The 22,323-nt window shown below is 72.2% G+C and carries 20 protein-coding genes and 1 pseudogene; 8 read left to right on the top strand and 13 right to left on the bottom strand.

The window, feature by feature from the left end:
• Positions 1-241 precede the first annotated feature (241 nt).
• Positions 242-1,477, top strand: coding sequence for a trypsin-like serine peptidase (locus tag AC07FV_RS23675; protein ID WP_479089298.1), 1,236 nt, complete (start codon positions 242-244; stop codon positions 1,475-1,477).
• Positions 1,478-1,620: 143 nt separating this feature from the next.
• Positions 1,621-1,947: pseudogene (locus AC07FV_RS23670) on the top strand (hypothetical protein); the annotation flags it as partial.
• A 66-nt stretch (positions 1,948-2,013) separates the two neighbouring features.
• On the opposite strand, the gene hflX reads toward AC07FV_RS23670, so the two are convergent.
• The 6 genes from hflX to miaA form a co-directional block, all read right to left on the bottom strand.
• Positions 2,014-3,507, bottom strand: coding sequence for a GTPase HflX (gene hflX / locus AC07FV_RS23665; RefSeq protein ID WP_383645337.1), 1,494 nt, complete (start codon positions 3,505-3,507; stop codon positions 2,014-2,016).
• Between the two features lie 36 nt (positions 3,508-3,543).
• On the bottom strand, positions 3,544-5,184 hold the full coding sequence (locus AC07FV_RS23660; RefSeq protein WP_479089297.1) for a M1 family metallopeptidase: 1,641 nt from the start codon (positions 5,182-5,184) through the stop codon (positions 3,544-3,546).
• 203 nt (positions 5,185-5,387) lie between these two features.
• Entirely contained in the window at positions 5,388-7,598 is a 2,211-nt protein-coding gene (locus tag AC07FV_RS23655) for a RelA/SpoT family protein (protein WP_479089296.1), read from the bottom strand.
• A gap of 216 nt (positions 7,599-7,814) precedes the next feature.
• Positions 7,815-8,684 (bottom strand): diaminopimelate epimerase, encoded by an 870-nt coding sequence (dapF, locus tag AC07FV_RS23650; RefSeq protein ID WP_479089295.1) that lies wholly within the window; start codon positions 8,682-8,684, stop codon positions 7,815-7,817.
• A gap of 127 nt (positions 8,685-8,811) precedes the next feature.
• Positions 8,812-9,312, bottom strand: coding sequence for a hypothetical protein (locus AC07FV_RS23645; RefSeq protein WP_479089488.1), 501 nt, complete (start codon positions 9,310-9,312; stop codon positions 8,812-8,814).
• A 107-nt stretch (positions 9,313-9,419) separates the two neighbouring features.
• On the bottom strand, positions 9,420-10,358 hold the full coding sequence (miaA, locus tag AC07FV_RS23640; protein WP_479089294.1) for a tRNA (adenosine(37)-N6)-dimethylallyltransferase MiaA: 939 nt from the start codon (positions 10,356-10,358) through the stop codon (positions 9,420-9,422).
• 182 nt (positions 10,359-10,540) lie between these two features.
• On the opposite strand from miaA, the gene AC07FV_RS23635 reads away from it, so the two are divergent.
• Positions 10,541-10,807: a hypothetical protein gene (locus tag AC07FV_RS23635; protein ID WP_479089293.1), complete on the top strand. Its 267-nt coding sequence runs from the start codon at positions 10,541-10,543 to the stop codon at positions 10,805-10,807.
• 25 nt (positions 10,808-10,832) lie between these two features.
• The gene (locus AC07FV_RS23630) at positions 10,833-11,123 is read left to right on the top strand and encodes an antitoxin (RefSeq protein ID WP_479089292.1); all 291 of its coding nucleotides are present in this window, start codon (positions 10,833-10,835) and stop codon (positions 11,121-11,123) included.
• Between the two features lie 204 nt (positions 11,124-11,327).
• Here AC07FV_RS23630 and AC07FV_RS23625 read toward each other — a convergent pair whose 3' ends face one another.
• From AC07FV_RS23625 to AC07FV_RS23610, 4 genes are all read right to left on the bottom strand, one after another.
• Positions 11,328-12,050 carry a class III extradiol dioxygenase subunit B-like domain-containing protein gene (locus tag AC07FV_RS23625; protein WP_479089291.1) on the bottom strand — a complete coding sequence of 241 codons (723 nt, stop codon included), beginning with the start codon at positions 12,048-12,050 and terminating at the stop codon, positions 11,328-11,330.
• 70 nt (positions 12,051-12,120) lie between these two features.
• Positions 12,121-13,638 (bottom strand): tRNA (N6-isopentenyl adenosine(37)-C2)-methylthiotransferase MiaB, encoded by a 1,518-nt coding sequence (gene miaB / locus AC07FV_RS23620; protein ID WP_384700632.1) that lies wholly within the window; start codon positions 13,636-13,638, stop codon positions 12,121-12,123.
• 135 nt (positions 13,639-13,773) lie between these two features.
• Positions 13,774-14,433: a response regulator gene (locus AC07FV_RS23615; RefSeq protein ID WP_479089290.1), complete on the bottom strand. Its 660-nt coding sequence runs from the start codon at positions 14,431-14,433 to the stop codon at positions 13,774-13,776.
• Positions 14,433-15,482: a sensor histidine kinase gene (locus AC07FV_RS23610; RefSeq protein WP_479089289.1), complete on the bottom strand. Its 1,050-nt coding sequence runs from the start codon at positions 15,480-15,482 to the stop codon at positions 14,433-14,435. Before AC07FV_RS23610 ends, AC07FV_RS23615 begins: the two co-directional genes overlap by 1 nt.
• A 198-nt stretch (positions 15,483-15,680) precedes the next feature.
• Here AC07FV_RS23610 and AC07FV_RS23605 point away from each other — a divergent pair, with 198 nt between their 5' ends.
• Together AC07FV_RS23605 and AC07FV_RS23600 are read left to right on the top strand one after the other, a co-directional pair.
• Positions 15,681-16,166, top strand: coding sequence for a cation:proton antiporter regulatory subunit (locus tag AC07FV_RS23605; protein WP_479089288.1), 486 nt, complete (start codon positions 15,681-15,683; stop codon positions 16,164-16,166).
• Between the two features lie 4 nt (positions 16,167-16,170).
• Complete coding sequence (locus tag AC07FV_RS23600) at positions 16,171-17,415, top strand: cation:proton antiporter (RefSeq protein ID WP_479089287.1); 1,245 nt, start codon at positions 16,171-16,173, stop codon at positions 17,413-17,415.
• Positions 17,416-17,534: 119 nt separating this feature from the next.
• Here AC07FV_RS23600 and AC07FV_RS23595 read toward each other — a convergent pair whose 3' ends face one another.
• Positions 17,535-17,954, bottom strand: coding sequence for a pyrophosphohydrolase domain-containing protein (locus tag AC07FV_RS23595; protein WP_479089286.1), 420 nt, complete (start codon positions 17,952-17,954; stop codon positions 17,535-17,537).
• Positions 17,955-18,061: 107 nt separating this feature from the next.
• Here AC07FV_RS23595 and AC07FV_RS23590 point away from each other — a divergent pair, with 107 nt between their 5' ends.
• Entirely contained in the window at positions 18,062-19,057 is a 996-nt protein-coding gene (locus AC07FV_RS23590) for a TAXI family TRAP transporter solute-binding subunit (RefSeq protein ID WP_479089285.1), read from the top strand.
• On the opposite strand, the gene AC07FV_RS23585 is transcribed toward AC07FV_RS23590, so the two are convergent.
• Together AC07FV_RS23585 and AC07FV_RS23580 are read right to left on the bottom strand one after the other, a co-directional pair.
• On the bottom strand, positions 19,036-20,478 hold the full coding sequence (locus AC07FV_RS23585) for a sensor histidine kinase (protein WP_479089284.1): 1,443 nt from the start codon (positions 20,476-20,478) through the stop codon (positions 19,036-19,038). The genes AC07FV_RS23590 and AC07FV_RS23585 overlap by 22 nt on opposite strands.
• A gap of 9 nt (positions 20,479-20,487) precedes the next feature.
• Positions 20,488-21,174, bottom strand: a complete 687-nt coding sequence (locus AC07FV_RS23580) for a response regulator transcription factor (protein ID WP_356611279.1) — start codon at positions 21,172-21,174, stop codon at positions 20,488-20,490.
• A gap of 288 nt (positions 21,175-21,462) precedes the next feature.
• Here AC07FV_RS23580 and AC07FV_RS23575 point away from each other — a divergent pair, with 288 nt between their 5' ends.
• Complete coding sequence (locus tag AC07FV_RS23575; protein ID WP_356611281.1) at positions 21,463-22,239, top strand: amino acid ABC transporter ATP-binding protein; 777 nt, start codon at positions 21,463-21,465, stop codon at positions 22,237-22,239.
• Positions 22,240-22,323 lie beyond the last annotated feature (84 nt).

Below are 22,323 nucleotides of genomic sequence, written 5' to 3'. Positions count from 1 at the left end.
ACAGCGGGCCCCACCGCTACCAACCGCCGCCCGTCGGCCGGGTTACGGGTTGCCCGGAGATCCGTCGGGGACGCCGCCGGCCCGCCGGGTGTCTCCGGACGGGGCGCCCACCGCTGGGCGCGACAGGCCAGGTCAGACGGCTTGTATCCGAACCGTTGCCGTTCCGTCGGAACTCCCCCACAGCGAACCAATAGTGTGTGGTGCCGTTCCAGTGCAGTTCACAGCAGGGGGAGTCAACACCATGCGATCCATACGGCCGTCCTTCACCGGGCGCGGACACAGGCGCGGGCGCGGGCGGCGCAGCACCTCCCCCGTGCCGGTCACCGTGGCGCTCGTCTCGGCTCTCGCCCTCACCGCCACGGCGTGTGATTCCGGTGGCGCCGAGGCGGGCGGCGACGCCTCCGCCTCCGCGACCGCCGCGGACGGTGGCAACGGCGAGATCCGCATCCCGGAGCACATCAAGGACAAGCTCAAGGAACACGGGATCGACGTCGACGAGTGGAAGGACGGCGCCTGGAAGAACTGGAACAAGGACGACTGGCTGCGTGAGGCGCAGGACTTCGTCAACCCGATCATCGAGGACCTGTGGAACCCGGACCGGATGCGGGAGGCCGAGCAGCCGGACCAGCAGGTCGACGACAGCGACCTCTCGGGTGACCAGGGCGTCACCGATCCGGAGCCGGTGCCGGTCGAGGCGCAGGCCGTGCCGCCCAAGTACCACGACAGTGCCGCGACGGCCGGGAAGCTGCTCTTCGATTCCCCCGAGGGCTCGATGGTCTGCTCGGCGACCGTCGTGGAGGACCCCGCCAACCCCGGCAAGTCCAACCTGGTGTGGACGGCGGGCCACTGTGTGCACGCCGGCAAGAAGGGCGGCTGGTACCGCAACATCGCCTTCGTGCCGTCGTACAACGACGCCGGCAAGTCGAACGAGGAACTCCAGAACGCCACCAAGGACGACGTCGCCCCGTACGGCGTCTGGTGGGGTGACTGGGCGCAGACCTCGGACCAGTGGATCGAGCAGGGCGGAGCGACGGGCGGCGACGGCGCCCCGCACGACTACGCCGTCATCCACGTGACGCCGGAGAAGGGCAGCGACGGCAAGTCCCTGGAGGAGACGGTCGGTTCGGCGATCCCGGTGGACTTCGACGCGCCCGCCGTGCCGCAGGTCGAGAACATCAAGGCGATCGGCTACCCGGCCGCGCCGCCCTACGACGGCCAGAAGCTCTTCCAGTGCGAGGACAAGCCCGGGCGGCTGTCGATCAACGCCACCGACCCGACGATGTACCGCATCGGCTGCACCATGACCGGAGGTTCGTCCGGCGGCGGTTGGATCGCGGCCGGTTCCGACGGCAAGCCCGCGCTGGTGTCCAACACCTCGATCGGCCCGGTGACGGCCGGCTGGCTGGCCGGTCCGCGGCTGGGCAAGGAGGCCAAGGGCGTGTTCGACGCGGTGAGCGGCAAGTTCGCCGGCCAGTGATCACGCGCTGAGACACGGCACCGCATGTGGTGAGCGGTGGGGAGCGCAGGGCGAGCGCCCCGCACCGCCACCGCGTGTGCCCACACACCCGTACGTCCGCCCTCACGGGTAGGTCAACGGGGGTCCCCTCACCATGCGTTCTCTCCGCGACGGAGATCGCCGGCATGGGCGCCTGGGGCTGTCCCGCCGCCTCGCACTACAACGGCCTGACCATGTTCAAGTGCGCCGACCGGCCCGGCCGGCTGTCGCTCGGCCCGTCGCTGCCGACGATGTACCGCATCGGCTGCACCATGACCGAGGGCTCGTCCGGCGACGGCTGGTTCCGTGTGGTGGACGGCGAGACGGTGCTGGTCTCGAACACCTCGACCGGTCCCCAGGAGAACACCTGGCTGGCGGGCCCGCAGCTCGGCCGGGAGGCGGAGGCGGAGGCGATGTACCAGATCATGCGCCGGACGTACGGCGGTCAGTGATCCGCACGGGCGAGGGCCCGCTCCCCCGTCGTGGGGAAGCGGGCCCTCGCCCCTGCCGTTCGTGCCTCAGCCGAGCGGCGCCGGAGCGTACGGCGTCAGCTCCGCCGCCAGCTCCTCGTGCACCCGCACCTTGAGGAGGGTGCCCTCCGGGGTGTGCTCCTCGGACAGCACCTCGCCCTCGTCGTGCGCGCGGGCGACCAGCCCACCCCGGGTGTACGGCACGAGCGCCTCGATCTCGACCGACGGACGCGGCAGCTCGTTGTCGACCAGGGCGAGCAGCTCGGCGATGCCCTGGCCGGTGCGGGCCGAGACGGCGATCGATCGCTTCTCCACCCGCAGCAGCCGCTGGAGGACCACCGGGTCCGCCATGTCGGCCTTGTTGATCACGACGATCTCGGGCACGTCGGTGGCGCCGACGTCCCTGATCACCTCGCGCACGGCGGCCAGCTGCTCCTCCGGAGCCGGATGCGAACCGTCCACCACGTGCAGGATCAGGTCGGAGTCGCCGACCTCCTCCATCGTGGAGCGGAACGCCTCGACCAGGTGGTGCGGCAGGTGCCGGACGAAGCCGACGGTGTCCGCCAGCGTGTACAGCCGGCCGCTCGGCGTCTCGGCCCGGCGCACCGTCGGGTCGAGGGTCGCGAACAGCGCGTTCTCGACCAGCACGCCCGCGCCGGTGAGACGGTTGAGCAGCGAGGACTTGCCCGCGTTGGTGTAGCCCGCGATGGCGACGGACGGCACCTTGTGGCGCTTGCGCTCCTGGCGCTTGATCTCGCGGCCGGTCTTCATCTCCGCGATCTCCCGGCGCATCTTCGCCATCTTCTCGCGGATCCGGCGCCGGTCCGTCTCGATCTTGGTCTCACCGGGGCCACGGGTGGCGAGGCCGCCGCCCTTGCCGCCGCCCATCTGACGGGACAGCGACTGACCCCAGCCGCGCAGCCTCGGCAGCATGTACTGCATCTGCGCGAGCGCCACCTGCGCCTTGCCCTCTCGGGACTTGGCGTGCTGGGCGAAGATGTCCAGGATCAGGGCCGTACGGTCGATGACCTTGACCTTGACGACGTCCTCGAGGTGGATCAACTGGCCCGGGCTCAGCTCACCGTCGCAGATGACGGTGTCCGCGCCCGTGTCGAGGACGACGTCCCGCAGCTCCTCGGCCTTGCCGGAGCCGATGTAGGTGGCGGCGTCGGGCTTGTCGCGGCGCTGGACGACACCGTCGAGCACGAGCGCGCCCGCGGTCTCCGCGAGGGCGGCGAGCTCGGCGAGCGAGTTCTCGGCGTCCTGCACCGTGCCCGAGGTCCACACGCCGACGAGGACGACCCGTTCCAGACGGAGCTGGCGGTACTCGACCTCGGTGACGTCCTCGAGCTCCGTGGAGAGGCCCGCCACCCGGCGCAGGGCCGCGCGGTCGGCGCGGTCGAGCTGCTCGCCGTCCCACTCGGACGCGATGTCGTGGCTCCAGGCGACGTCCTCTTCCATCAGGGCATCGGCCCGGAGGCCCTCGGGATAGGTCTGCGCGAGACGCTTGGTGTCCTGGGAGGGGGAAGAAGAGGAGGTCATTGGATCCTTACGTAGCTGGAGTGTGGCGTGCGGCACTCATGCCGCATCACTGTGCACAACGCACGAGCCACCGGGGAGATTCCCGCGGCCCGCACCGTGTCGCCGCGAAGATGGTCGCACGGCACGGGCCGTCTCGTCACCGGCATATTCCCCGTGCGCCCCGGCCGCGACCGGTGCCGATGCCGGCGCCTGGTCGGTCGCGGTGGGCTTCCAGTCCGGGTGGCCGGGCATCGGCGGGGTCTTCTGGCCGTACAGCCATCCCTGGAGGAAGGTGCCCAGGTCACGGCCGGAGACCTCGGAGGCGAGCCGGACGAAGTCGGCGGTGGTCGCGGTACCGTCCCGGTGGCGGGCGACCCAGGTCCGTTCGAGGCGCTCGAAGGCGGTGCGGCCGATCTCCTGGCGCAGGGCGTAGAGCACGAGGGCCGCGCCGTCGTAGACGTTGGCCCGGAAGATGCCGGTCTTGCTGCCGGACGTGGGCGGTTTCGGGGCAGCCGGCGGTCCGCCCTTCGCACGCCAGCGGTCGGAGGCGCCGTAGGCGGCCTTCATACGCGCCTCCATGGGCCTGTCGGCGGTCTCCTCCGCGTAGAGCGCCTCGTACCAGGTGGCGTGGCCCTCGTTGAGCCAGAGGTCGGACCAGGTGGCGGGGCCGACGCTGTTGCCGAACCACTGGTGGGCCAGTTCGTGCACCATGATCGACTCGACGTACCACTCGGGGTAACCGGGCTCGGTGAACAACTCCCGTTCGAAGAGGGAGAGCGTCTGGGTCTCCAGCTCGAATCCGGTGGTGGCGTCGGCCATGAGCAGGCCGTACGTCTCGAAGGGGTAGTGCCCGACCTTGTCCTCCATCCACGTGATCTGGTCAGGGGTCTTCGCCAGCCACGGTTCGAGCGCCGCGCGGTGCCCGGTCGGCACTACGTCCCTCAGGGGCAGTCCGTGCGGGCCGGTGCGGCGCAGCACGGTGGAGCGGCCGATGGACACCTGGGCCAGCTCGGTGGCCATGGGGTGGTCGTGCCGGTACGTCCAGGTGGTCGCTCCGCCGTCGCTCTCCACACTCGCCGGCAGGCCGTTCGCGACGGCCGTGAGTCCGTCGGGGGCGGTGACGCGGATGGTGAAGCGCGCCTTGTCGGAGGGGTGGTCGTTGCAGGGGAACACCAGGTGGGCGACGTCCGCCTGGTTGGCCATGGCGAGGCCGTCGGCGGTGCGCACCCAGCCGCCCTCGCGGTCCTCGGAGTAGACGGGGTCGCTGGTGTGCCGGACGGTGATGCGCGTCCACTCGCCTTCGTCGAGCGCGTCCTCGGGCGTGACGACGAGGTCCTCGCCGGCCGTCGCGAATCCGGCGGGCTCGCCGTCGACCTGGACGGAGTCGACCGTGCCGTGGGCGAAGTCGAGGTTGACCCGGTCCAGGTCGGCCGTGGTCCGGGCGTCGATGGTGGTGACGGCCTTGAGCGGCTCGCTGTTGCTGCCGGTGTAGGTGAAGGACAGGTCGTACGCCGCCACGTCGTAGCCGGGGTTGCCCAGGTGCGGGAAGAGGCGGTCGCCCACGCCGAGGGGGACCGGCGGGGCGCTCGCGGCGACCAGGCAGACGGAGACGGCCGAGGCGAGCAGCGCGGCGAGCCTGAGCCGGCGGCGGGCCCGGCCGGGGCGGCGCGGAGTCGGGGTGTGCGGGGTGTGCGGCATCCCTCACGGCTATCAACGCGCGCGTGCGTCGCGGCGACGGCGCGCGCCCGGGACACCCGAACGTGTAGGTCCGGGCCGCCGGGGCCGGCCCTGCCCGGTGCGGCTCAGCCCTCTGACGACTCGGACCGGTGCGGCTCAGCCTCCTGACGACTCGGCCCCGTGCGGCCCGCCCTGCTCGTGGCTCGGCCCCGGTGGGGTACGGCTCAGACGCCCGTGGTCTGCGGCTGGGCCCGGCTCACGTCGTAGACGCCGGCCACGTCGCGCATGGCGCGCATGAGGGCGGGCAGCCGGGCCGCGTCCGGGAGCAGGACGGTGTAGCTGTGGCGTACGCGCTGCCGGTCGGGGGGCTCGACGGTCGCGGAGACGATCTCGGCGCCTTCGAGGGCCATGGCCTCGGTGAGGTCGGCGAGGAGGTGCGGGCGGCCGAACGATTCGGCGAGCAGGGTGACCCGGCACTGGGTGCTCTCGCCCCAGCCCACGCCGACCTCCGGGCGCCCCGCGCTCTTCATCCGCGCGACCACGGCGCACTCCGCGCGGTGCACGGTCACCACTCCCCCGCGCACGGCGAAGCCGGTGATCTCGTCGGGCGGCACGGGGGTGCAGCAGCCGGCCAGCCGTACGGTCGCCCCCGGCAGGTCCACCAGGACGTCGGCGGACGCGGGGCGGAGGGCCGGCCCGTCGACCGCGGGGCGCGCGGCGGGCGCGTCGCCGGAGAGGGAGCCTTCGGAGCCCTCGGAGTTCTCGGGGTTCTCGGAGGCCCGCTCCGCTTCGGCGGCCGACACCGGCTCCGGCTCCGGCTCCGGGTGGGAGGCGAGCCGGCGCTGGATGGCGATCCGCGCGGCGGGCGTGTGGGCGTGCTCCAGCCACTCCCGGGAAGGTTGCGAGGCCGGGTCCTGGCCCATCAGGAGCTGCACGGTGTCACCGTCCCGGAGCACCGTGCTCATCGTCGCCAGACGGCCGTTGACCCGGGCGCCCATGGAGGCGTGCGCGTCCTCTCCGTACTGGGCGTACGCGGCGTCGACGCAGGTCGCGCCCTCGGGGAGGCCCAGGGCCCGGCCGTCGGGGCGGAAGACGGTGATCTCGCGGTCCTGGGCGAGGTCCTCGCGGAGGGTGGACCAGAAGGTGTCGGGGTCGGGGGCGCCCCGCTGCCAGTCGAGCAGCCGGGACAGCCAGCCGGGCCGGGTCGGGTCGATCCGCTCGCCGTCGCCCGTGGTCTGCTCCTCCGGCGGCTGGGCGTAGGGGTTGCCGAGGGCGACGACGCCGGCCTCCGCGACCTTGTGCATCTGGTGGGTGCGGATGAGGACTTCGACGACCTGTCCGTCGTGCGCGCGGGCCACCGCGGTGTGCAGCGACTGGTACAGGTTGAACTTGGGAACGGCGATGAAGTCCTTGAACTCCGAGACGACGGGCGTCATACAGGTGTGCAGCTCGCCGAGGACGGCGTAGCAGTCGGCATCCTCCTGCACGAGCACCAGGAGACGGCCGAAGTCGGCGCCGCCCAGCGGACCGCGTTTGCGGGAGACGCGGTGGACGGAGACGAAGTGGCGGGGCCGGATGAGGACTTCGGCGGTGATGTCGGCCTCGCGCAGCACCTTGCGCACCTCGTCGGCGACCGATGCCAGGGGGTCGTCCGCGCGGGCGGCGTTCTCATCGACCAGTTTCCGCGTGTGCTCGTACTCCTCGGGGTGCATGACCGCGAAGACGAGGTCCTCCAGCTCGGACTTGAGCGCCTGCACGCCGAGCCGTTCGGCGAGCGGGATGAGCACGTCCCGGGTGACCTTGGCGATGCGCTCCTGTTTCTCGCGGCGCATGACGCCGAGGGTGCGCATGTTGTGCAGCCGGTCGGCGAGTTTGATCGACATCACGCGGACGTCGTTGCCGGTGGCGAGGAGCATCTTGCGGAAGGTCTCGGGCTCGGCGGCGGCGCCGTAGTCGACCTTCTCCAGTTTGGTGACGCCGTCGACGAGATAGCGGACCTCGGCGCCGAACTCCTCGCCCACCTGGTCGAGGGTCACCTCGGTGTCCTCGACCGTGTCGTGGAGGAGGGAGGCGGTCAACGTGGTGGTCTCCGCGCCCAGTTCCGCGAGGATCAAAGTCACGGCGAGGGGGTGCGTGATGTAGGGCTCGCCGCTCTTGCGCATCTGGCCGCGGTGCGAGGACTCGGCCAGGACGTAGGCGCGACGGAGCGGGTCCAGGTCGGCGTCGGGGTGGTGGGCTCGGTGGGCCTCGACGACGTGGCCGATGGCGTCGGGCAGCCGGCCGCGGGCGGTGGAGCCGAGCAGTGCGGCGCGGCCCAGGCGGCGCAGGTCGATCCGGGGGCGGGACTTCCGGCGGGGCGCGGACGGCGCGACGCCGCCGGCGACCGCGGGCGTCATCGGGCCTGGGCTCGCTGGATTCACGGCCTCCGCATTCATGGGCACCTCCGGCTGCGCGGACCGGCGGACGGGGTATCCCAGGGCGGACACGGCTCAGGGGATGGTGTCGGTCCCCCGTCCGGGCCGGTGCTTGATGCTATCGAGCCCATCACGTGCGGCTGACCGCCTCTCGCCGAGCGTGAAACGGATCACCCATTCGAGCGATGGACCAAGGGTTTACGTTTTCGCACTGAGTGTCTTGGACCGGGCTGTGGTTCAGCCGAGTACCCCTTCCATCCAGTCTGCGTCGAACTCGCCCTCGGCGACGATCACCGCGGGGCCCGTCATCTCGATCTCGCCGTCGGGGTGCTCGGTGATCACCAGGGTGCCACCGGGTACGTCGACGGTGTAGGTCACCGGGGTGCCGGTGACGGCCGGGTCGGCGCCGTCCCTGCGGGCGGTGGCGACGGCGACGGCGCAGGCGCCGGTGCCGCAGGAGCGGGTCTCCCCGGAGCCGCGCTCGTGCACGCGCATCGCTACGTGGCCCGGGCCGCGGTCCACGACGAACTCGATGTTCACCCCGTCCGGGTAGGCGGTCGGGGGCTCGAACGGCGGCGGGGCGAACAGGTCGCCCGCGTGGCCGAGGTCCGTGACGAAGGCCACCGCGTGCGGATTGCCCATGTTCACGTTCCGCGCGGGCCAGCTGCGCTCGCCGACGCTCACCGAGACGTCGCCCTCGGGGAGCAGCGCGCGGCCCATGCCCACGGTGATGTCGCCGTTCTTGGCGATGTGCACGGTCTTCACGCCACCGCGCGTGGCGACGGCGAGGTCGCCCTCGGTGGCGAGTCCGGCACGCTGGAGGTAGCGCGCGAAGACCCGGACGCCGTTGCCGCACATCTCCGCGACCGAGCCGTCGCCGTTGCGGTAGTCCATGAACCACTCCGCCTCGGCCGCCATGCTCCTGGCCTCGGGGTGCGCCGCGGAGCGCACCACGTGCAGCAGCCCGTCGGCGCCGATGCCCGCGCGGCGGTCGCACAGGGCCGCGGCCGCTGCGGGGGGCAGGTCGATGGCGTTCTCCGGGTCCGGGACGATCACGAAGTCGTTCTCGGTGCCGTGGCCCTTGAGGAAGGCGATCCGCGTGCTCATTCCTCGATCGTACGGGGTGGCGACGACAGGACGACGGGGGCGGGCGCCGCGACGGCACGCGCCGGTCGGCCCGGCCGCGGACGGGGAACGGGACGGGGTGCCGCCGGACCCGCGGCTGTGCGCCGGGTCAGCCGCGCAGGCGGGCCACCCGCCACACGGCCAGGACGACCACGGCGGCGACCGCGAGGACGTAGACCGCGATCACCCGCCAGTCGGCCCGGCGTCCCGAGCCGCGCTGCGGCAGGCCCGGCCAGGTGTAGCCGACCCGGCGGGCGGCCATCATGCCCCAGCCCGCCGCGCAGGAGCAGATCAGCAGTCCGAGCATCGCGATCACGGCGCCGCTGTCGCCGAAGTCGAAGGCGAGCGGGAAGGCGAACATCAGGGAGCCGACCGCGGCCAGGCACACGATGGGCGCGAGCTGCCAGATCCGCAGTCGCCGCTGCGGGCGCAGCTCGACCTCGACCTCGTCCGGGTACATCTCCTCGGGCTGCGGACCGTCGGCCGCCACACCCGCCGGCGTCTCGTCGGGTCCGTCGGGGCTCAGAGCGGCTCCGGCCGGCTCCGGCCCGTCGGGGTCGGCGGGCTCGTGCTCGGTACTCGGTGCGGTGTCGCGAGGGCCGGCCTCCATCGCCACGCGCCCTCCCAACTAGGACTCACTCGGTCGATCGAAGCTCGATGATGGCACGCCGCCGAAGGCCGCGATGACGGCCGGGGCGTCCCGATGCCATCACGTGATCAGGCTGTAACCGGTCGTTCGACCAACGACAGCGCGCGCTGCGGAAGTTCCGTGCGATCCGCCACAGCCCCACTCAACCAATGCACCCGCGGGTCGCGCCTGAACCACGAATCCTGACGGCGCGCGAAGCGTTTGGTGGCACGGACGGTCTCGGCCCGCGCCTCATCCATCGTGCACTCGCCGGCGAGGGCCGCGAGCACTTGCTGGTAGCCGAGCGCGCGCGACGCCGTACGCCCCCCGCGCAACCCCCGGGCCTCGAGTGCGCGCACTTCGTCGACCAGCCCCGCCTCCCACATCCGGTCGACCCGCAGGGCGATGCGCTCGTCCAGTTCGGGGCGCGCCACGTCCACGCCGATCTGCACGGTGTCGTAGACCGAGTCGTGGCCGGGGAGGTTGGCGGTGAAGGGCCTGCCGGTGATCTCGATCACCTCCAGGGCGCGCACGATCCGGCGCCCGTTGCCCGGCAGGATGGCCCGGCCCGCCTCCGGGTCGGCCGCGGCCAGCCGGGCGTGGAGCGCACCCGGGCCCCGCAGTGCGAGCTCCTCCTCCAGCCGGGCCCTGACCTCGGGGTCGGTGCCGGGGAACTCGAGGTTGTCGACGGCGCCGCGGACGTAGAGACCGGAGCCGCCGACGAGGACGGGCCAGCGTCCCTGGGCGAGCAGGGCGTCGATCCGCTCCCGCGCCATCCGCTGGTACTCGGCGACGGAGGCCGTGACCGTGACGTCCCAGATGTCGAGGAGGTGGTGGGGCACGTCGCCGCGTTCCCCGGGCGTCAGCTTGGCGGTGCCGATGTCCATCCCACGGTAGAGCTGCATGGAGTCGGCGTTGACGACCTCGCCGCCGAGCCGCTGGGCCAGGAAAACGCCCAGATCGGACTTTCCGGCCGCGGTGGGTCCGACGACGGCGATGACTCGGGGGGCGGGATGCGCGCTGCTCACCGCACCAGTCTCGCAAACCTCTCTCTCCGCCCTCGAACGAGTTACGTGACGGTGCGGGTCCGGGGTCGTTGCTCGTTCGAGGTTCCCGCTCCCCGGATCACCGGGGCCATGGCCCCGGCCACGCAAACGGACGCACCGGATGCCGCGGGATTTCGCCCGCACGAGTAACGTATGGAGTTGATATGGGCGTTTTTGCACGGTTCTTCCAGAAGTCGAAGACCTCCGAGGAGGCACCGGTCGCCGAGACGGAGGCCGACACCCCGGACACCGAGCGCGCGGCGGAGGAAGGCGCGGCCGAGACCGCGGAGACGGCCGACGCTGGCCCCCGGAACACGGCACAGCCCGCGGAGGCCGACGAGGCCGCCGACTCGGACAGCGTCGGCATCCCCAAGCAGCAGTCCGCCGGGGAGGCCGTCGACAACGAGGCCGACAAGGGCGCCCGCACCTGACTGCTTCCGTGAGGGAAGGCGAACCATGGGTCTCCTGGACAATCTGAAAGCCAAGCTGGAACCGGCGAAGGGCAAGGTCACCGACCTCGCGCAGCAGCACGGGGACAAGATCGACCGCGGTCTCGACAAGGTGGCGAGGACCGTGGACGAGAAGACCAAGGGCAAGTACAGCGACCGGATCCAGACCGGCACCGGCAGGGCCAAGGGCGCCATGGACCGCCTCGCCCACAAGGACGCCGACGGCACGGACGGCAGCGGAGGCGCGCCGGGCACGCCGGGCGGCACCCCGCCCGCCGGTCCGCCGCCTGCTTCCTGACCGGGTGCGGCCCGAGTACGCCCCGGGCATCGGCCCGCACACGGGTCACCGCCACCGCGGCGGCGGACGGTCACGAGCGGCACGCTCCGGACCGTCCGCCCGCTCGCGCACGGCCGATGCCCTGGGAGGCCCCGCCGATGCCCCGCGGTCTGCCGCGCTCCCTCCGGCCGCCTGCCACGCCTCCCCGGCCCTCCCGGCGCCTCCCTACGACCAGGCGGCCACGACGTAACCCACCCCGTAGGGCGCGTCCTCGTACAGCAGTACGCCGGCGAGACCGGCACCCTCCGCCGCGCCCGCCAGCACCTGCCACGGCGCCCGGCCGGACACCTTCAGCTCGCGGGCCCGCATCACGTCCATCGCCGCCAGGGCGGCCACGTCCGCCTTTCCCAGCGCCCGCCCCACCTCGGCGTCGAAGGGTGCCGCCCGCTCGTCGAGGTACCCCGGAGCCTTGAGCGTGCGGCACGCGCTGGCGTCGCCCAGCACGAGCAGCGCCACCCTCCCGCCCCCTGCCACGACCTCCCGTCCGAGGTCGGCACAGCGCCCGGCGGGAAGGGACTCGCCCACGCCGACGCCCTCGACGGGGACCTCCGCCCACCCGGTCCGTCCGAGGAGCCAGGCGCCGACGGCGAGCCCGTACGGCAGTTCCCGCGCCGTGTGCTCGGTCCGCGCACCGGCCTCCGGGCCCAGGCGCACGTCCGTGTCCACGCCGAAGCCACGGAACGAGCCCGGCGTGCCCTGGGGGAAGACCTCCGGTCCGGGGCCGTCACCGGGTCCGACGACCACCAGCCGGTCGGGCCGGGCGGCCGCGAGCACACCCAGCGCGTCCGTGCACGCGGCCCGTGCGGCGTCCAGCTCGGGTGCGGCGCCCGCGGCGACCTCCGGCACGAGGAGCGGGGGGCAGGGACAGACAGCGGCGGCGACAAGCATGATCGGCAGCGTAGTCCCGTCCCGCGTCCGCGGCCGCCCCACCCGCGGTCGGCCGCCGTCCTCCGTGCGGTCAGTCGCAGCCGCAGCCGCTCGCCACGGCGGGCTGGGGCTCGGGGGCGCCGATCTTCGGCAGGCCCAGCATCACGCCCACGGGCTTCGCCTTCTCGGCCGCGTTGCGCTTCTCCCACGCGTCGCCCGCGCGGGTGCGGCGCACGCCGAGCACCTCGCCCTCGGCGAGCAGGTGGTGCGGGGCGGCGTAGGTGATCGCGACCGTCACGACGTCGCCCGGGCGGACCTCCTGGTCGGGCTTGGTGAAGTGCACCAGGCGGTTGTCGGGAGCGCGGCCGGAGAGGCGGTGGGTGGCCCCGTCCTTGCGGCCTTCGCCCTCGGCGACCATCAGCTCCAGGGTGCGGCCGACCTGCTTCTTGTTCTCCTCCCAGGAGATCTCCTCCTGGAGGGCGACGAGACGCTCGTAGCGCTCCTGGACGACCTTCTTGGGGATCTGGCCGTCCATCTCGGCGGCCGGGGTGCCGGGACGCTTGGAGTACTGGAAGGTGTAGGCCTGCGCGAAGCGGGCCTCGCGGATCACGTGCAGCGTCTGCTCGAAGTCCTCCTCGGTCTCGCCGGGGAAGCCCACGATGATGTCGGTGGTGATCGCCGCGTGCGGGATGGCGGCCCGCACCTTCTCGATGATGCCCAGGTAGCGCTCCTGGCGGTAGGAGCGGCGCATCGCCTTCAGTACCGGGTCGGAGCCGGACTGCAACGGCATGTGCAACTGCGGCATCACGTTCGGCGTCTCGGCCATGGCGGCGATGACGTCGTCGGTGAAGTCGCGCGGGTGCGGAGAGGTGAAGCGGACCCGCTCCAGGCCCTCGATCGACCCGCAGGCGCGGAGCAGCTTGCTGAACGCCTCCCGGTCACCGATGTCGGAGCCGTACGCGTTGACGTTCTGCCCGAGCAGGGTGATCTCGGAGACGCCCTCGGCGACCAGGGCCTCGACCTCGGCGAGGATGTCGCCGGGGCGCCGGTCCTTCTCCTTGCCGCGCAGCGCCGGGACGATGCAGAAGGTGCACGTGTTGTTGCAGCCGACGGAGATGGAGACCCAGGCCGCGTACGCGCTCTCGCGGCGCGTCGGCAGCGTGGAGGGGAACGCCTCCAGGGACTCGGCGATCTCGACCTGCGCCTCCTCCTGGACTCGGGCGCGCTCCAGCAGCACCGGCAGCTTGCCGATGTTGTGCGTGCCGAAGACGACGTCCACCCAGGGGGCCCGCTTCACGATGGTGTCGCGGTCCTTCTGCGCCAGGCAGCCGCCGACCGCGATCTGCATCCCGGGTCGGCTCGCCTTCTTCGGGGCGAGGTGGCCGAGGTTGCCGTACAGCTTGTTGTCGGCGTTCTCCCGGACGGCGCAGGTGTTGAAGACGACGACGTCCGCCTCGCCGTCGGCACCCTCCGGGGCCCGCACGTAGCCCGCGCCCTCCAGCAGACCGGACAATCGCTCGGAGTCGTGGACGTTCATCTGGCACCCGTAGGTGCGTACTTCGTAGGTGCGCGTGCCGCCCACTGACTGGCTCCGGTCGATGCTGCTCATGGCAATAAGGGTAGGCGGTCCGCGGCGATGACCCGGGCCGCCTGTGGACAACCGGGGCGACGGACGGCCGGGACGGGGGACACGGCTGGTCAGAGGCTGTTCGGAGCGGGCGGCCGGACGGGGAGCGCCTGGCGCTCAGGGCTCGATGAGGCCCGCGCGGATCGCGTACCGGGTGAGTTCCAGGCGGTCCCTGACGCCCAGCTTCTGGAGGAGGTTCGCACGGTGGCGTTCCACCGTCTTGGCGCTGATGAACAGCAGCTCGCCGATCTCCTTCGAGGTGTGGCCCTCGGCGACCAGTTTGAGGATCTCCTCCTCCCGCTCGGTGATGGGCCGCTCGGGCAGGCCGCCGCCGCCGTGCAGGCGGTCCAGGTAGGAGCGGACCAGGGCCCGCTCGGCGCCCGGGTAGATGAACGGCTCGTCGCGCACGGCGGCGCGGCACGCCTCCACGAGGTCGCGGTCGGCGACGGACTTGAGGACGTATCCGCAGGCACCGGCCTTGAGGGCCTCGAAGAAGTACTGCTCGTTGTCGTACATCGTCAGTATGAGGATGCGCAGCTCGGGCAGGCGGCGGGAGAGTTCGCGCGCCGCCTGGAGACCGGTCATGCGGGGCATGGCGACGTCCAGGACGGCGAGGTCGACCTCGGTGGCCCGCGCCGCGGACACCGCCTCCGCGCCGTCACCGGCCTCGGCGACGACGGTCAGGTCCGGTTCGCCGTCCAGGATGAGGCGCACCCCGCGGCGCACGAGGGTGTGGTCGTCGGCGAGCAGGACGCGGATCGGGGGCCGTGGGGGCATCAGGGGCGGTCTCCGGTTCGTTCTGCGGTGCGGTCGCCGACGGGGTGTGCGGGGGCGGGATGGGCGGGGGCTGGAGTTGCGGGTGGGGACTGGTACCCGCCGTGCGGTCCCCGGTTCGGGGCGGGGACGCGCAGGCGTACTTCGGTGCCCCGGCCGGGGGCGGGGGCGACGCGGAGATCGGCCCCCGTCAGCAGGGCCCGCTCGCGCATCCCCCGGATGCCGGCGCCCTCGGGGGCCGCGCCGAGACCGGTGCCGTTGTCGCGGACCAGCAGTTCGACACCGTCGGGCAGCGGCCGGAGGCTGAGTTCCGCGCGGTGGGCGGAGGCGTGGCGGGCGGTGTTGGTCAGGCCCTCCTGAGCGACCCGGTAGATCACGAGTTCCGCCTCCGGGCCGAGCCGGGGCAGGTCACCGTGGACGTGGTGGTGGACGGTCAGCCCGTGGTGGGTGAACTCTGCGGCGAGCGAGCGCAGGGCACTGGCGAGACCCAGCTCCTCGAGGACCCCGGGCCGCAGGCGGCGGGCGATGCGGCGGATCTCGTCCAGACCGGCCCGGGTGGCCTCCTGAGCCAGGGACACCTCCTCGCGCAGGTCACCGGGGACCCGGTCGGCGACCCGCTTCAGTTGCAGGAGGACGGCGGTGAGGGTCTGCCCCACCTCGTCGTGGAGCTCGCGGGCGATGCGGTGGCGTTCACGTTCCTGGGCCTGGAGCGCGCGGCCGGCGCCGGCGGCCCGTTCGGCCTGGAGCCGGTCCAGCATCGTGTTGTACGTGGCGATCAGCTCCGCCGCCTCGGCCGGTCCGGCGACCGTGGGGCGGGCCCCGGACACCAGCAGGTCGGCGGTGGCCATGGCCCGGCCGAGCCGGCGCAGCGGGGTGAGCCCGATGCGCAGGACGACCGCGTTGCCCGCCAGCAGCGCGGTGAGGCCCGCCAGCAGGATCAGCGCCTCTCCCGGGAGGACGGGCGTGGACACGGTGACCGGTCCCAGCAGCAGTGCGGTGGCCACGACCAGGCCGGCGGCGTTGAGCGAGAAGATCCGCCAGAACAGCGACACGTTCCTCTTTCCGCTCCTCCCGGCCTTCGCGCATGACACCGCCGCGACCACCTTCGCCGCCCACGGCCGGCTTCGTATATCCGTCGCGACACCCATATCGCCACGGTACGTGCGGATGACAGCATGGCGAGGCCGCGAGCACGTCACACACGTGCGGCAAGCGCGGTCAGGAAAGCAAGACGAATGAGGGGAAAGCTCGTGTCAGCTCCACGCCTGAGGGCGACGCCGCTGCCGGGTATCGGGGTCCAGTACGACCTGGTGACCCGCGAACACCGCCACCTGTCGGTGGTGGCGCACCGCGACGGCGCCCGCACGGTGAACGTGTACCGGACCGACGACCCCGATTCCTGTGCCCACTCACTGCGGCTGGCCGCGGCGGAGGCGGGCGCGCTGATCGACGCGCTGATGCCCTCCCACCACAGCCCGAGCCTGCTCTACACCACCGACCTCGGGCTGGTCGCCGAGCGGATCGAGGTCGCCGCGACCTCGCGGTGGAACGGCCGGCTGCTCGGCGACACGTGCCTGCGGACCGAGACCGGCGCGTCGATCGTCGCGGTGCTGCGCCGGGCCGAGGCCATTCCGTCGCCCGCACCGGACTTCCGGCTGGTGGGCGGTGACACCCTGATCGTCATCGGCACCCGCGAGGGCGTCGACGCGGCCGCGGCGATACTCGGGCAGGAGTGAGCCGGTGCACTCCGCGGTTCTGCTGATCGAGTTCGGTTCCATCATCCTGGGGCTGGGGCTGCTCGGCCGGTTCGCCGGCCGGTACCGCCTCTCCCCCATCCCGCTGTACCTGCTGGCCGGGCTGGCGTTCGGCGAGGGCGGACTGCTGCCGCTGGGCGCTAGCGAGGAGTTCGTCGCGGCCGGCGCCGAGATCGGCGTCATCCTCCTGCTGCTGATGCTGGGCCTGGAGTACACGGCCAGTGACCTGGTGACCAACCTCAAGTCCCACTACCCGGCGGGCCTCGTCGACTGCGCGCTCAACGCCGTGCCGGGCGCGGTGGCCGCGCTGCTCCTGGGCTGGGGTCCGGTGGCCGCCGTGGTTCTCGCCGGGGTGACGTGGATCTCGTCGTCCGGTGTCATCGCGAAGGTCCTCGGTGATCTCGGACGCGTCGGCAACCGGGAGACCCCGGTGATCCTGAGCGTGCTGGTCCTGGAGGACCTGGCGATGGCGGTGTACCTGCCCATCGTGACGGCTCTGGTCGCCGGTGCCGGTCTGATGACGGGCAGCATCACGCTGGCGATCGCGCTGGCCGCGGCGGGCCTGGTGCTCTTCCTGGCACTGCGCTACGGCCGTGTCATCTCGCGTTTCGTCTCCAGCGACGACCCGGAGAAGCTGCTGCTGGTGGTGCTGGGCCTGACGATCCTGGTCGCGGGTGTCGCACAGCAGTTGCAGGTGTCGGCTGCGGTGGGGGCCTTCCTGGTGGGCATCGCGCTGTCCGGCGAGGTCGCCGAAGGCGCGCACACCCTGCTCAGTCCGCTGCGGGACCTGTTCGCCGCGGTCTTCTTCGTCTTCTTCGGCCTGCACACGGACCCGGCCAGCATTCCGCCGGTCCTGCTGCCCGCTCTCGCGCTGGCTGTGCTCACCGCCGTGACGAAGATCGCCACCGGGTACTGGGCCGCGCGGCGGGCCGGGATCTCGGTCAAGGGCCGTTGGCGCGCGGGCGGCGCGCTGGTGGCACGCGGCGAGTTCTCGATCGTCATCGCGGGTCTGGCGGTCTCGGCCGGCATCGAGCCCTCCCTGGGCCCGCTGGCCACGGCCTACGTCCTCATCCTGGTCGTGCTCGGTCCGCTCACCGCGCGCTTCACGGAACCTCTGGCGTCGCGCCTGTTCCGCCCCCGCAACGACCCCGACGGCCCCGGCCGCCCGGGCGGCGTACCCGACCGGGCCGACGGAGCGCCTCGCACGGCAGAGGCGTCGGTGGGCGACTGAACCCCCCGCTCCGTGCCCGGGACGTCCTCCCGCCGGCCACCGCACGACCCCGGTACGCAGGTACCGGGGTCGTCGTGCTTCGGCGTCGGCGGAGGCCGCGCCGGGCGCTCCGACCCGTGTCAGGCGCCCTGCGTCCGCGCGTCCGTCGGCGTCCAGCCCTGTCTGCGCAGGACGCCCGAGACGTCCGGCGCCTCGTAGTGCTCGCCCTTGAGCACCTTGCCGTCGGCCCTGCGGCTCACCCGGCCGTCCGGGCCCACTTTCGTCATGTTGGAGCGGTGGACCTCGGCGATCACCTCGTCGAGGTCGATGCCGTGGACGAGGGCCGTGCCGTAGGCGACGTAGACCACGTCGGCCAGCTCGTGCGCGAGCCGGTCGAGCGGGCCCCGCACCGACACCTCGGCGACCTCGGCGGCCTCCTCGGCCAGCAGCTCCCCTCTGTGCGCGGCGAGGTCCGGGGCGACCTCGGTGGGGGTGGAGCGCGCGTCCAGCCCGAAGGCACGGTGGAATGCACGGACCAGGTCGGCGGGCGAAGAGCTCATGCCGACGACTGTAGCGAGCACCACTGACAGTGGACGCCCGCCTCCGTGCGGTCGCCGTGTGAGTTCGGCCCTGGTCAGCGCCCTTGCGGACTGGCAGGATCGCGCCCATGTCCACGCTGTTCTCCCGCATCGGCGGGCGCCGGGCCGTCCAGGGCGCGGTCGCCGGTGCCGTCGCCCTCGGGCTGCTGCTGTGGTGGGTGCTGCCGCTGGGCGAGGAGCCGCCGAGCGGGACGATCACCTTCAGCACCGGCACGCGCGCGGGGGTCTACCAGAAGTACGGCGAGCTGCTCCGTGCCGAGCTGCGCAAGGACATGCCGGGCCTGAAGGTGCGGCTGATCACCAGCGCGGGCTCGCAGGAGAACGTGGAGCGGGTCGCCTCCGGGAAGGCCGACTTCACGATCGCGGCGGCCGACGCGGTGGAGACGTACAAGATCGCCGGCAGGCCCGGCGCCGAGGGGCTGCGCGGCGTCACCCGCCTCTACGACGACTACGTGCAGCTGGTGGTGCCGAGCGACTCGGACATCCAGTCCGTCGCCGACCTGCGCGGCAAGCGGGTGGCCATCGGGCTGCCGAACTCGGGTGTCCGGCTGATCGCCACCCGGCTGCTGAAGGCCGAGGGCATCGACCCGGAGAGGGACATCACGCCCCGCGCGGACGGTATCGACACCGGCCCCGGGCGGCTGGGCGGCGAGCTGGACGCGTTCTTCTGGTCGGGCGGGGTGCCGACGGACGGGCTGCGGCAGATCGCCGAGAACTCCGCCTTCCGGTTCGTGCCGATCGGCGAGGACCTCGTCACCAGGCTGCACGCGTCCGGCGGGGCGACCCGCTACTACCGGACCACCAACATGCCCGAGTCGGCGTACCCCACCGTGCAGAACGGCGCCGTGGTGCCCACGATGGCCGTCTCCAACCTGCTGATGACCCGCGCGGACATGGATCCGCGGCTCACCGAGTGGCTGACCAGGACGGTGCTCGACAGCCGCGACGGCATCGGGGCCCACGTCCACTCCGCGCAGCTCGTGGATCTGCGGACGGCGATCTACACCGACCCGCTGGAGCTGCACGAGGGCGCCCGGCGCTACTACCGGTCCGTCAAGCCGTAGGGCAGCTCCGGCCCGGGACGCGGGGCCGACCTCGGCACGGTGACCGTCACCTCCAGGCCGTGCGGTGCGTGGTGGCCGAAGGAGACCGAGCCGTCGCCCGCCGCGAGCAGCGCCCGGCAGATGGACAGGCCGAGGCCGGACCCCTTGACGTTCTGGTGCCTGCCGCTGCGCCAGAAACGGTCGCCGACGCGCGTCAGCTCGTCCTCGGTCAGTCCGGGGCCGTTGTCGGTGACGACGACCGTGACGGCGTCCCCGTTGGAGGCGACCACGACCCGGACGGTCTCCTCGCTCGGCGTGAACTTCACCGCGTTGTCGATGACCGCGTCCAGGGCGCTGGACAGCGTCACCGGGTCGGCCCAGCCCGTGGTCGGCGGGCAGTCCCCCACCAGCCGTACGCCCTTGGCCTCGGCCGTCGGTGACCAGGCCGCCACGCGCTCGGCGGCCAGTGCGCCGATGTCGGTGACATGGAGGTCCGCCTCGCTGTGCTCGGCGAGGGCCAGGTCGAGCAGGTCGTCCAGGACCCGGGCCAGACGCTTGCCCTCGGCCTGGACGGAGGCGATCTCCTGGTTGCCCTCGGGCAGTTCCAGGGCCAGCAGCTCGATGCGCAGCAGAAGCGCCGAGAGGGGGTTGCGCAGCTGGTGGGAGGCGTCGGCCACGAAGGCGCGCTGCTGCTCCAGCACGTCCTCCACGTGGTCGGCCATCTCGTTGAAGGAACCGGCCAGACGTCTGAGTTCCGGCGGTCCTCCGGCCGGTGCCACCCGGGACTTGAGCCGGCCGGTGGCGATGTCGTGGGTGGTGGCGTCGAGCACCCGTACCGGCTTGAGCACCCACCCGGTCAGCCGGAGCGCGGCGCCCACCGCGAGCAGCATGGCGGCGATCTCCCCGGCGCCGATGACCAGCCAGCCGCGCAGGGTGCGCGACCGCATGGAGTCGGTGGGTGACTCGGTGACCACGACCGCGACCACGTCGCCGTCCCGGATCACCGGTGAGGCGACCACGAGCGTGCCGTCCTCCCAGGGCCACACCTGCTGGGGATCGTGGCTGCGCCGGCTGAGCAGGGCCTCGTCGAAGGAGTCGCGGACCTCGCCGGTCTGCGGGAGGAACCAGGTCGTCGGCGCGTTGGCCATGGGGATGTGGTTGCGGTAGAAGACGCCCGCCTTGATGCCGTAGACCTCGTGGTAGCTGATCAGCTCGGTCTGGAGGGTCTCCAGGCGCTCGTCGGTGGTCGTCCGGCGCGAACCGCCCGGGGCGTCCTCGGTGACGAACTGGGCGAGGGCGGCGAAGCGCGCCGTGTCGTCGATGCGGTCGATGACGACCTTCTGCTGCTCCGCGCGGGCGACGGTCACGCCCAGGGGCACCCCCAGGGCGAGCAGGACGGCCGCCATCAGGACGATGAGCAGCGGAAGCAGGCGTGTGCTCACCCGGCCCCGCTACGCGGTGGGGGCGACGAGGCGGTAGCCGACGCCGCGGACGGTCTCGATGAGCGCCGGCATGCGCAGCTTGGCCCGCAGCGACGCGACGTGTACCTCCAGCGTGCGCCCGGTCCCCTCCCAGCTGGTGCGCCACACCTCGCTGATGATCTGCTCGCGCCGGAAGACCACGCCGGGGCGCTGGGCGAGCAGGGCGAGGAGGTCGAACTCCTTGCGGGTGAGCTGGACGGCCGCGCCGTCCACGGTGACCTGGCGGGTCGGCAGCTCGATGCGCACGGCGCCGAGGCGGACCACGGTCTCGGTGCTTCCGGTGGCGTCCTCGTGGGCGGTGCGCCGGCTGACGGCGTGGATACGGGCGAGCAGCTCGCCGGTGTCGTACGGCTTCACCACGTAGTCGTCGGCGCCCAGGTTCAGCCCGTGGATGCGGGAGCGGACGTCGGAGCGGGCGGTGACCATGATGACCGGGGTGGCGGTGCGCTTGCGGATCTTGCCGCAGACCTCGTAGCCGTCCTGGTCGGGCAGGCCGAGGTCGAGGAGGACGACGCCGAAGCAGTCGCTCTCGGGGACGAGCGCCTGGAGCGCCTCCTCGCCGTTGCGCGCGTGGGTGACGTCGAAGCCGTGCCGTGCCAGGATCGCGGACAGAGCGGCGGCTACGTGGTTGTCGTCCTCGACGAGCAGCAGTCTCATCCGGGCCCCCTTCGGTTCATCGGCCGTACGTTCGGGATGGGTACAAAGAAGCGGGCACGCGCGCGTGCACCTTGTGCAGTGACGCCGATGGAGGGGGACGGCGTCAAGTGGGTTCCGGTTGCGGCCGCTCGAAGTTATCCGGCCGATATGCGCCCTGCTCACAAGTGCTACGACTCGTGTCCGATTGCTATCGGATCGTGATGCTCAGATTCCCCTCAGATGTAGAGACGCAGGTCGTTCCCCGTCACTACTGTCCTCCGAAACCGAGGAGGACGGAGCCCGAGAGCGATGACCGAAGTATCGGTGGCCAAGGAAGATGTGGCCGCGACCGGCGAACTGGTCGTCCTGAAGAGTGTCAACAAGCACTTCGGCGCGTTGCACGTGCTCCAGGACATCGACCTGACGATCACCCGCGGCGAGGTCGTCGTGGTCATCGGGCCCTCCGGGTCCGGCAAGTCCACCCTGTGCCGCACCATCAACCGCCTGGAGACCATCGACTCAGGGTCGATCACGATCGACGGCAAGCCCCTCCCGGCGGAGGGCAAGGAGCTCGCGCGGCTGCGGGCGGACGTCGGCATGGTGTTCCAGTCCTTCAACCTCTTCGCGCACAAGACCGTGCTCGAGAACGTGACCCTGGGACAGATCAAGGTCCGCAAGGTCGACTCCAAGAAGGCCGAGGAGAAGGCGCGCGCCCTGCTCGACCGGGTCGGCGTGGCCGCCCAGGCGGACAAGTACCCCGCGCAGCTCTCCGGTGGTCAGCAGCAGCGCGTCGCCATCGCGCGGGCGCTGGCCATGGACCCGAAGGTCATGCTCTTCGACGAGCCGACGTCGGCTCTCGACCCGGAGATGATCAACGAGGTCCTGGAGGTCATGAAGCAGCTCGCCGAGGACGGCATGACCATGATCGTGGTGACGCACGAGATGGGCTTCGCCCGCTCTGCGGCCAACCGCGTGGTGTTCATGGCGGACGGCCGCATCGTCGAAGAGGCCACGCCGGACCAGTTCTTCAGCAATCCGCGCAGCGACCGTGCCAAGGACTTCCTGTCGAAGATCCTGCACCACTGACACCGTCCGGCTCCGGCGCCCGGCGCCTCCCGCGCCCGGCCGGCCCGGTACGCCTCTCGCATCTGATCGTCTGATCGTCCGATC

Source organism: Streptomyces sp. NPDC045956 (assembly GCF_056430705.1).
The sequence above is the reverse complement of the archived record's forward strand: the minus strand, read 5'-3'. Positions and strand labels throughout refer to the sequence as shown.

Bases quoted from the DNA above. Each gene is read 5' to 3' on its own strand.
- AC07FV_RS23675 (WP_479089298.1), top strand. From the start codon at position 242: ATGCGATCCATACGGCCGTCCTTCACCGGGCGCGGACACAGGCGCGGG.
- hflX (WP_383645337.1), bottom strand. From the start codon at position 3,507: ATGACCTCCTCTTCTTCCCCCTCCCAGGACACCAAGCGTCTCGCGCAG.
- AC07FV_RS23660 (WP_479089297.1), bottom strand. From the start codon at position 5,184: ATGCCGCACACCCCGCACACCCCGACTCCGCGCCGCCCCGGCCGGGCC.
- AC07FV_RS23655 (WP_479089296.1), bottom strand. From the start codon at position 7,598: ATGAATGCGGAGGCCGTGAATCCAGCGAGCCCAGGCCCGATGACGCCC.
- dapF (WP_479089295.1), bottom strand. From the start codon at position 8,684: ATGAGCACGCGGATCGCCTTCCTCAAGGGCCACGGCACCGAGAACGAC.
- AC07FV_RS23645 (WP_479089488.1), bottom strand. From the start codon at position 9,312: ATGGAGGCCGGCCCTCGCGACACCGCACCGAGTACCGAGCACGAGCCC.
- AC07FV_RS23635 (WP_479089293.1), top strand. From the start codon at position 10,541: ATGGGCGTTTTTGCACGGTTCTTCCAGAAGTCGAAGACCTCCGAGGAG.
- AC07FV_RS23630 (WP_479089292.1), top strand. From the start codon at position 10,833: ATGGGTCTCCTGGACAATCTGAAAGCCAAGCTGGAACCGGCGAAGGGC.
- AC07FV_RS23625 (WP_479089291.1), bottom strand. From the start codon at position 12,050: ATGCTTGTCGCCGCCGCTGTCTGTCCCTGCCCCCCGCTCCTCGTGCCG.
- miaB (WP_384700632.1), bottom strand. From the start codon at position 13,638: ATGAGCAGCATCGACCGGAGCCAGTCAGTGGGCGGCACGCGCACCTAC.
- AC07FV_RS23615 (WP_479089290.1), bottom strand. From the start codon at position 14,433: ATGCCCCCACGGCCCCCGATCCGCGTCCTGCTCGCCGACGACCACACC.
- AC07FV_RS23595 (WP_479089286.1), bottom strand. From the start codon at position 17,954: ATGAGCTCTTCGCCCGCCGACCTGGTCCGTGCATTCCACCGTGCCTTC.
- AC07FV_RS23590 (WP_479089285.1), top strand. From the start codon at position 18,062: ATGTCCACGCTGTTCTCCCGCATCGGCGGGCGCCGGGCCGTCCAGGGC.
- AC07FV_RS23580 (WP_356611279.1), bottom strand. From the start codon at position 21,174: ATGAGACTGCTGCTCGTCGAGGACGACAACCACGTAGCCGCCGCTCTG.
- AC07FV_RS23575 (WP_356611281.1), top strand. From the start codon at position 21,463: ATGACCGAAGTATCGGTGGCCAAGGAAGATGTGGCCGCGACCGGCGAA.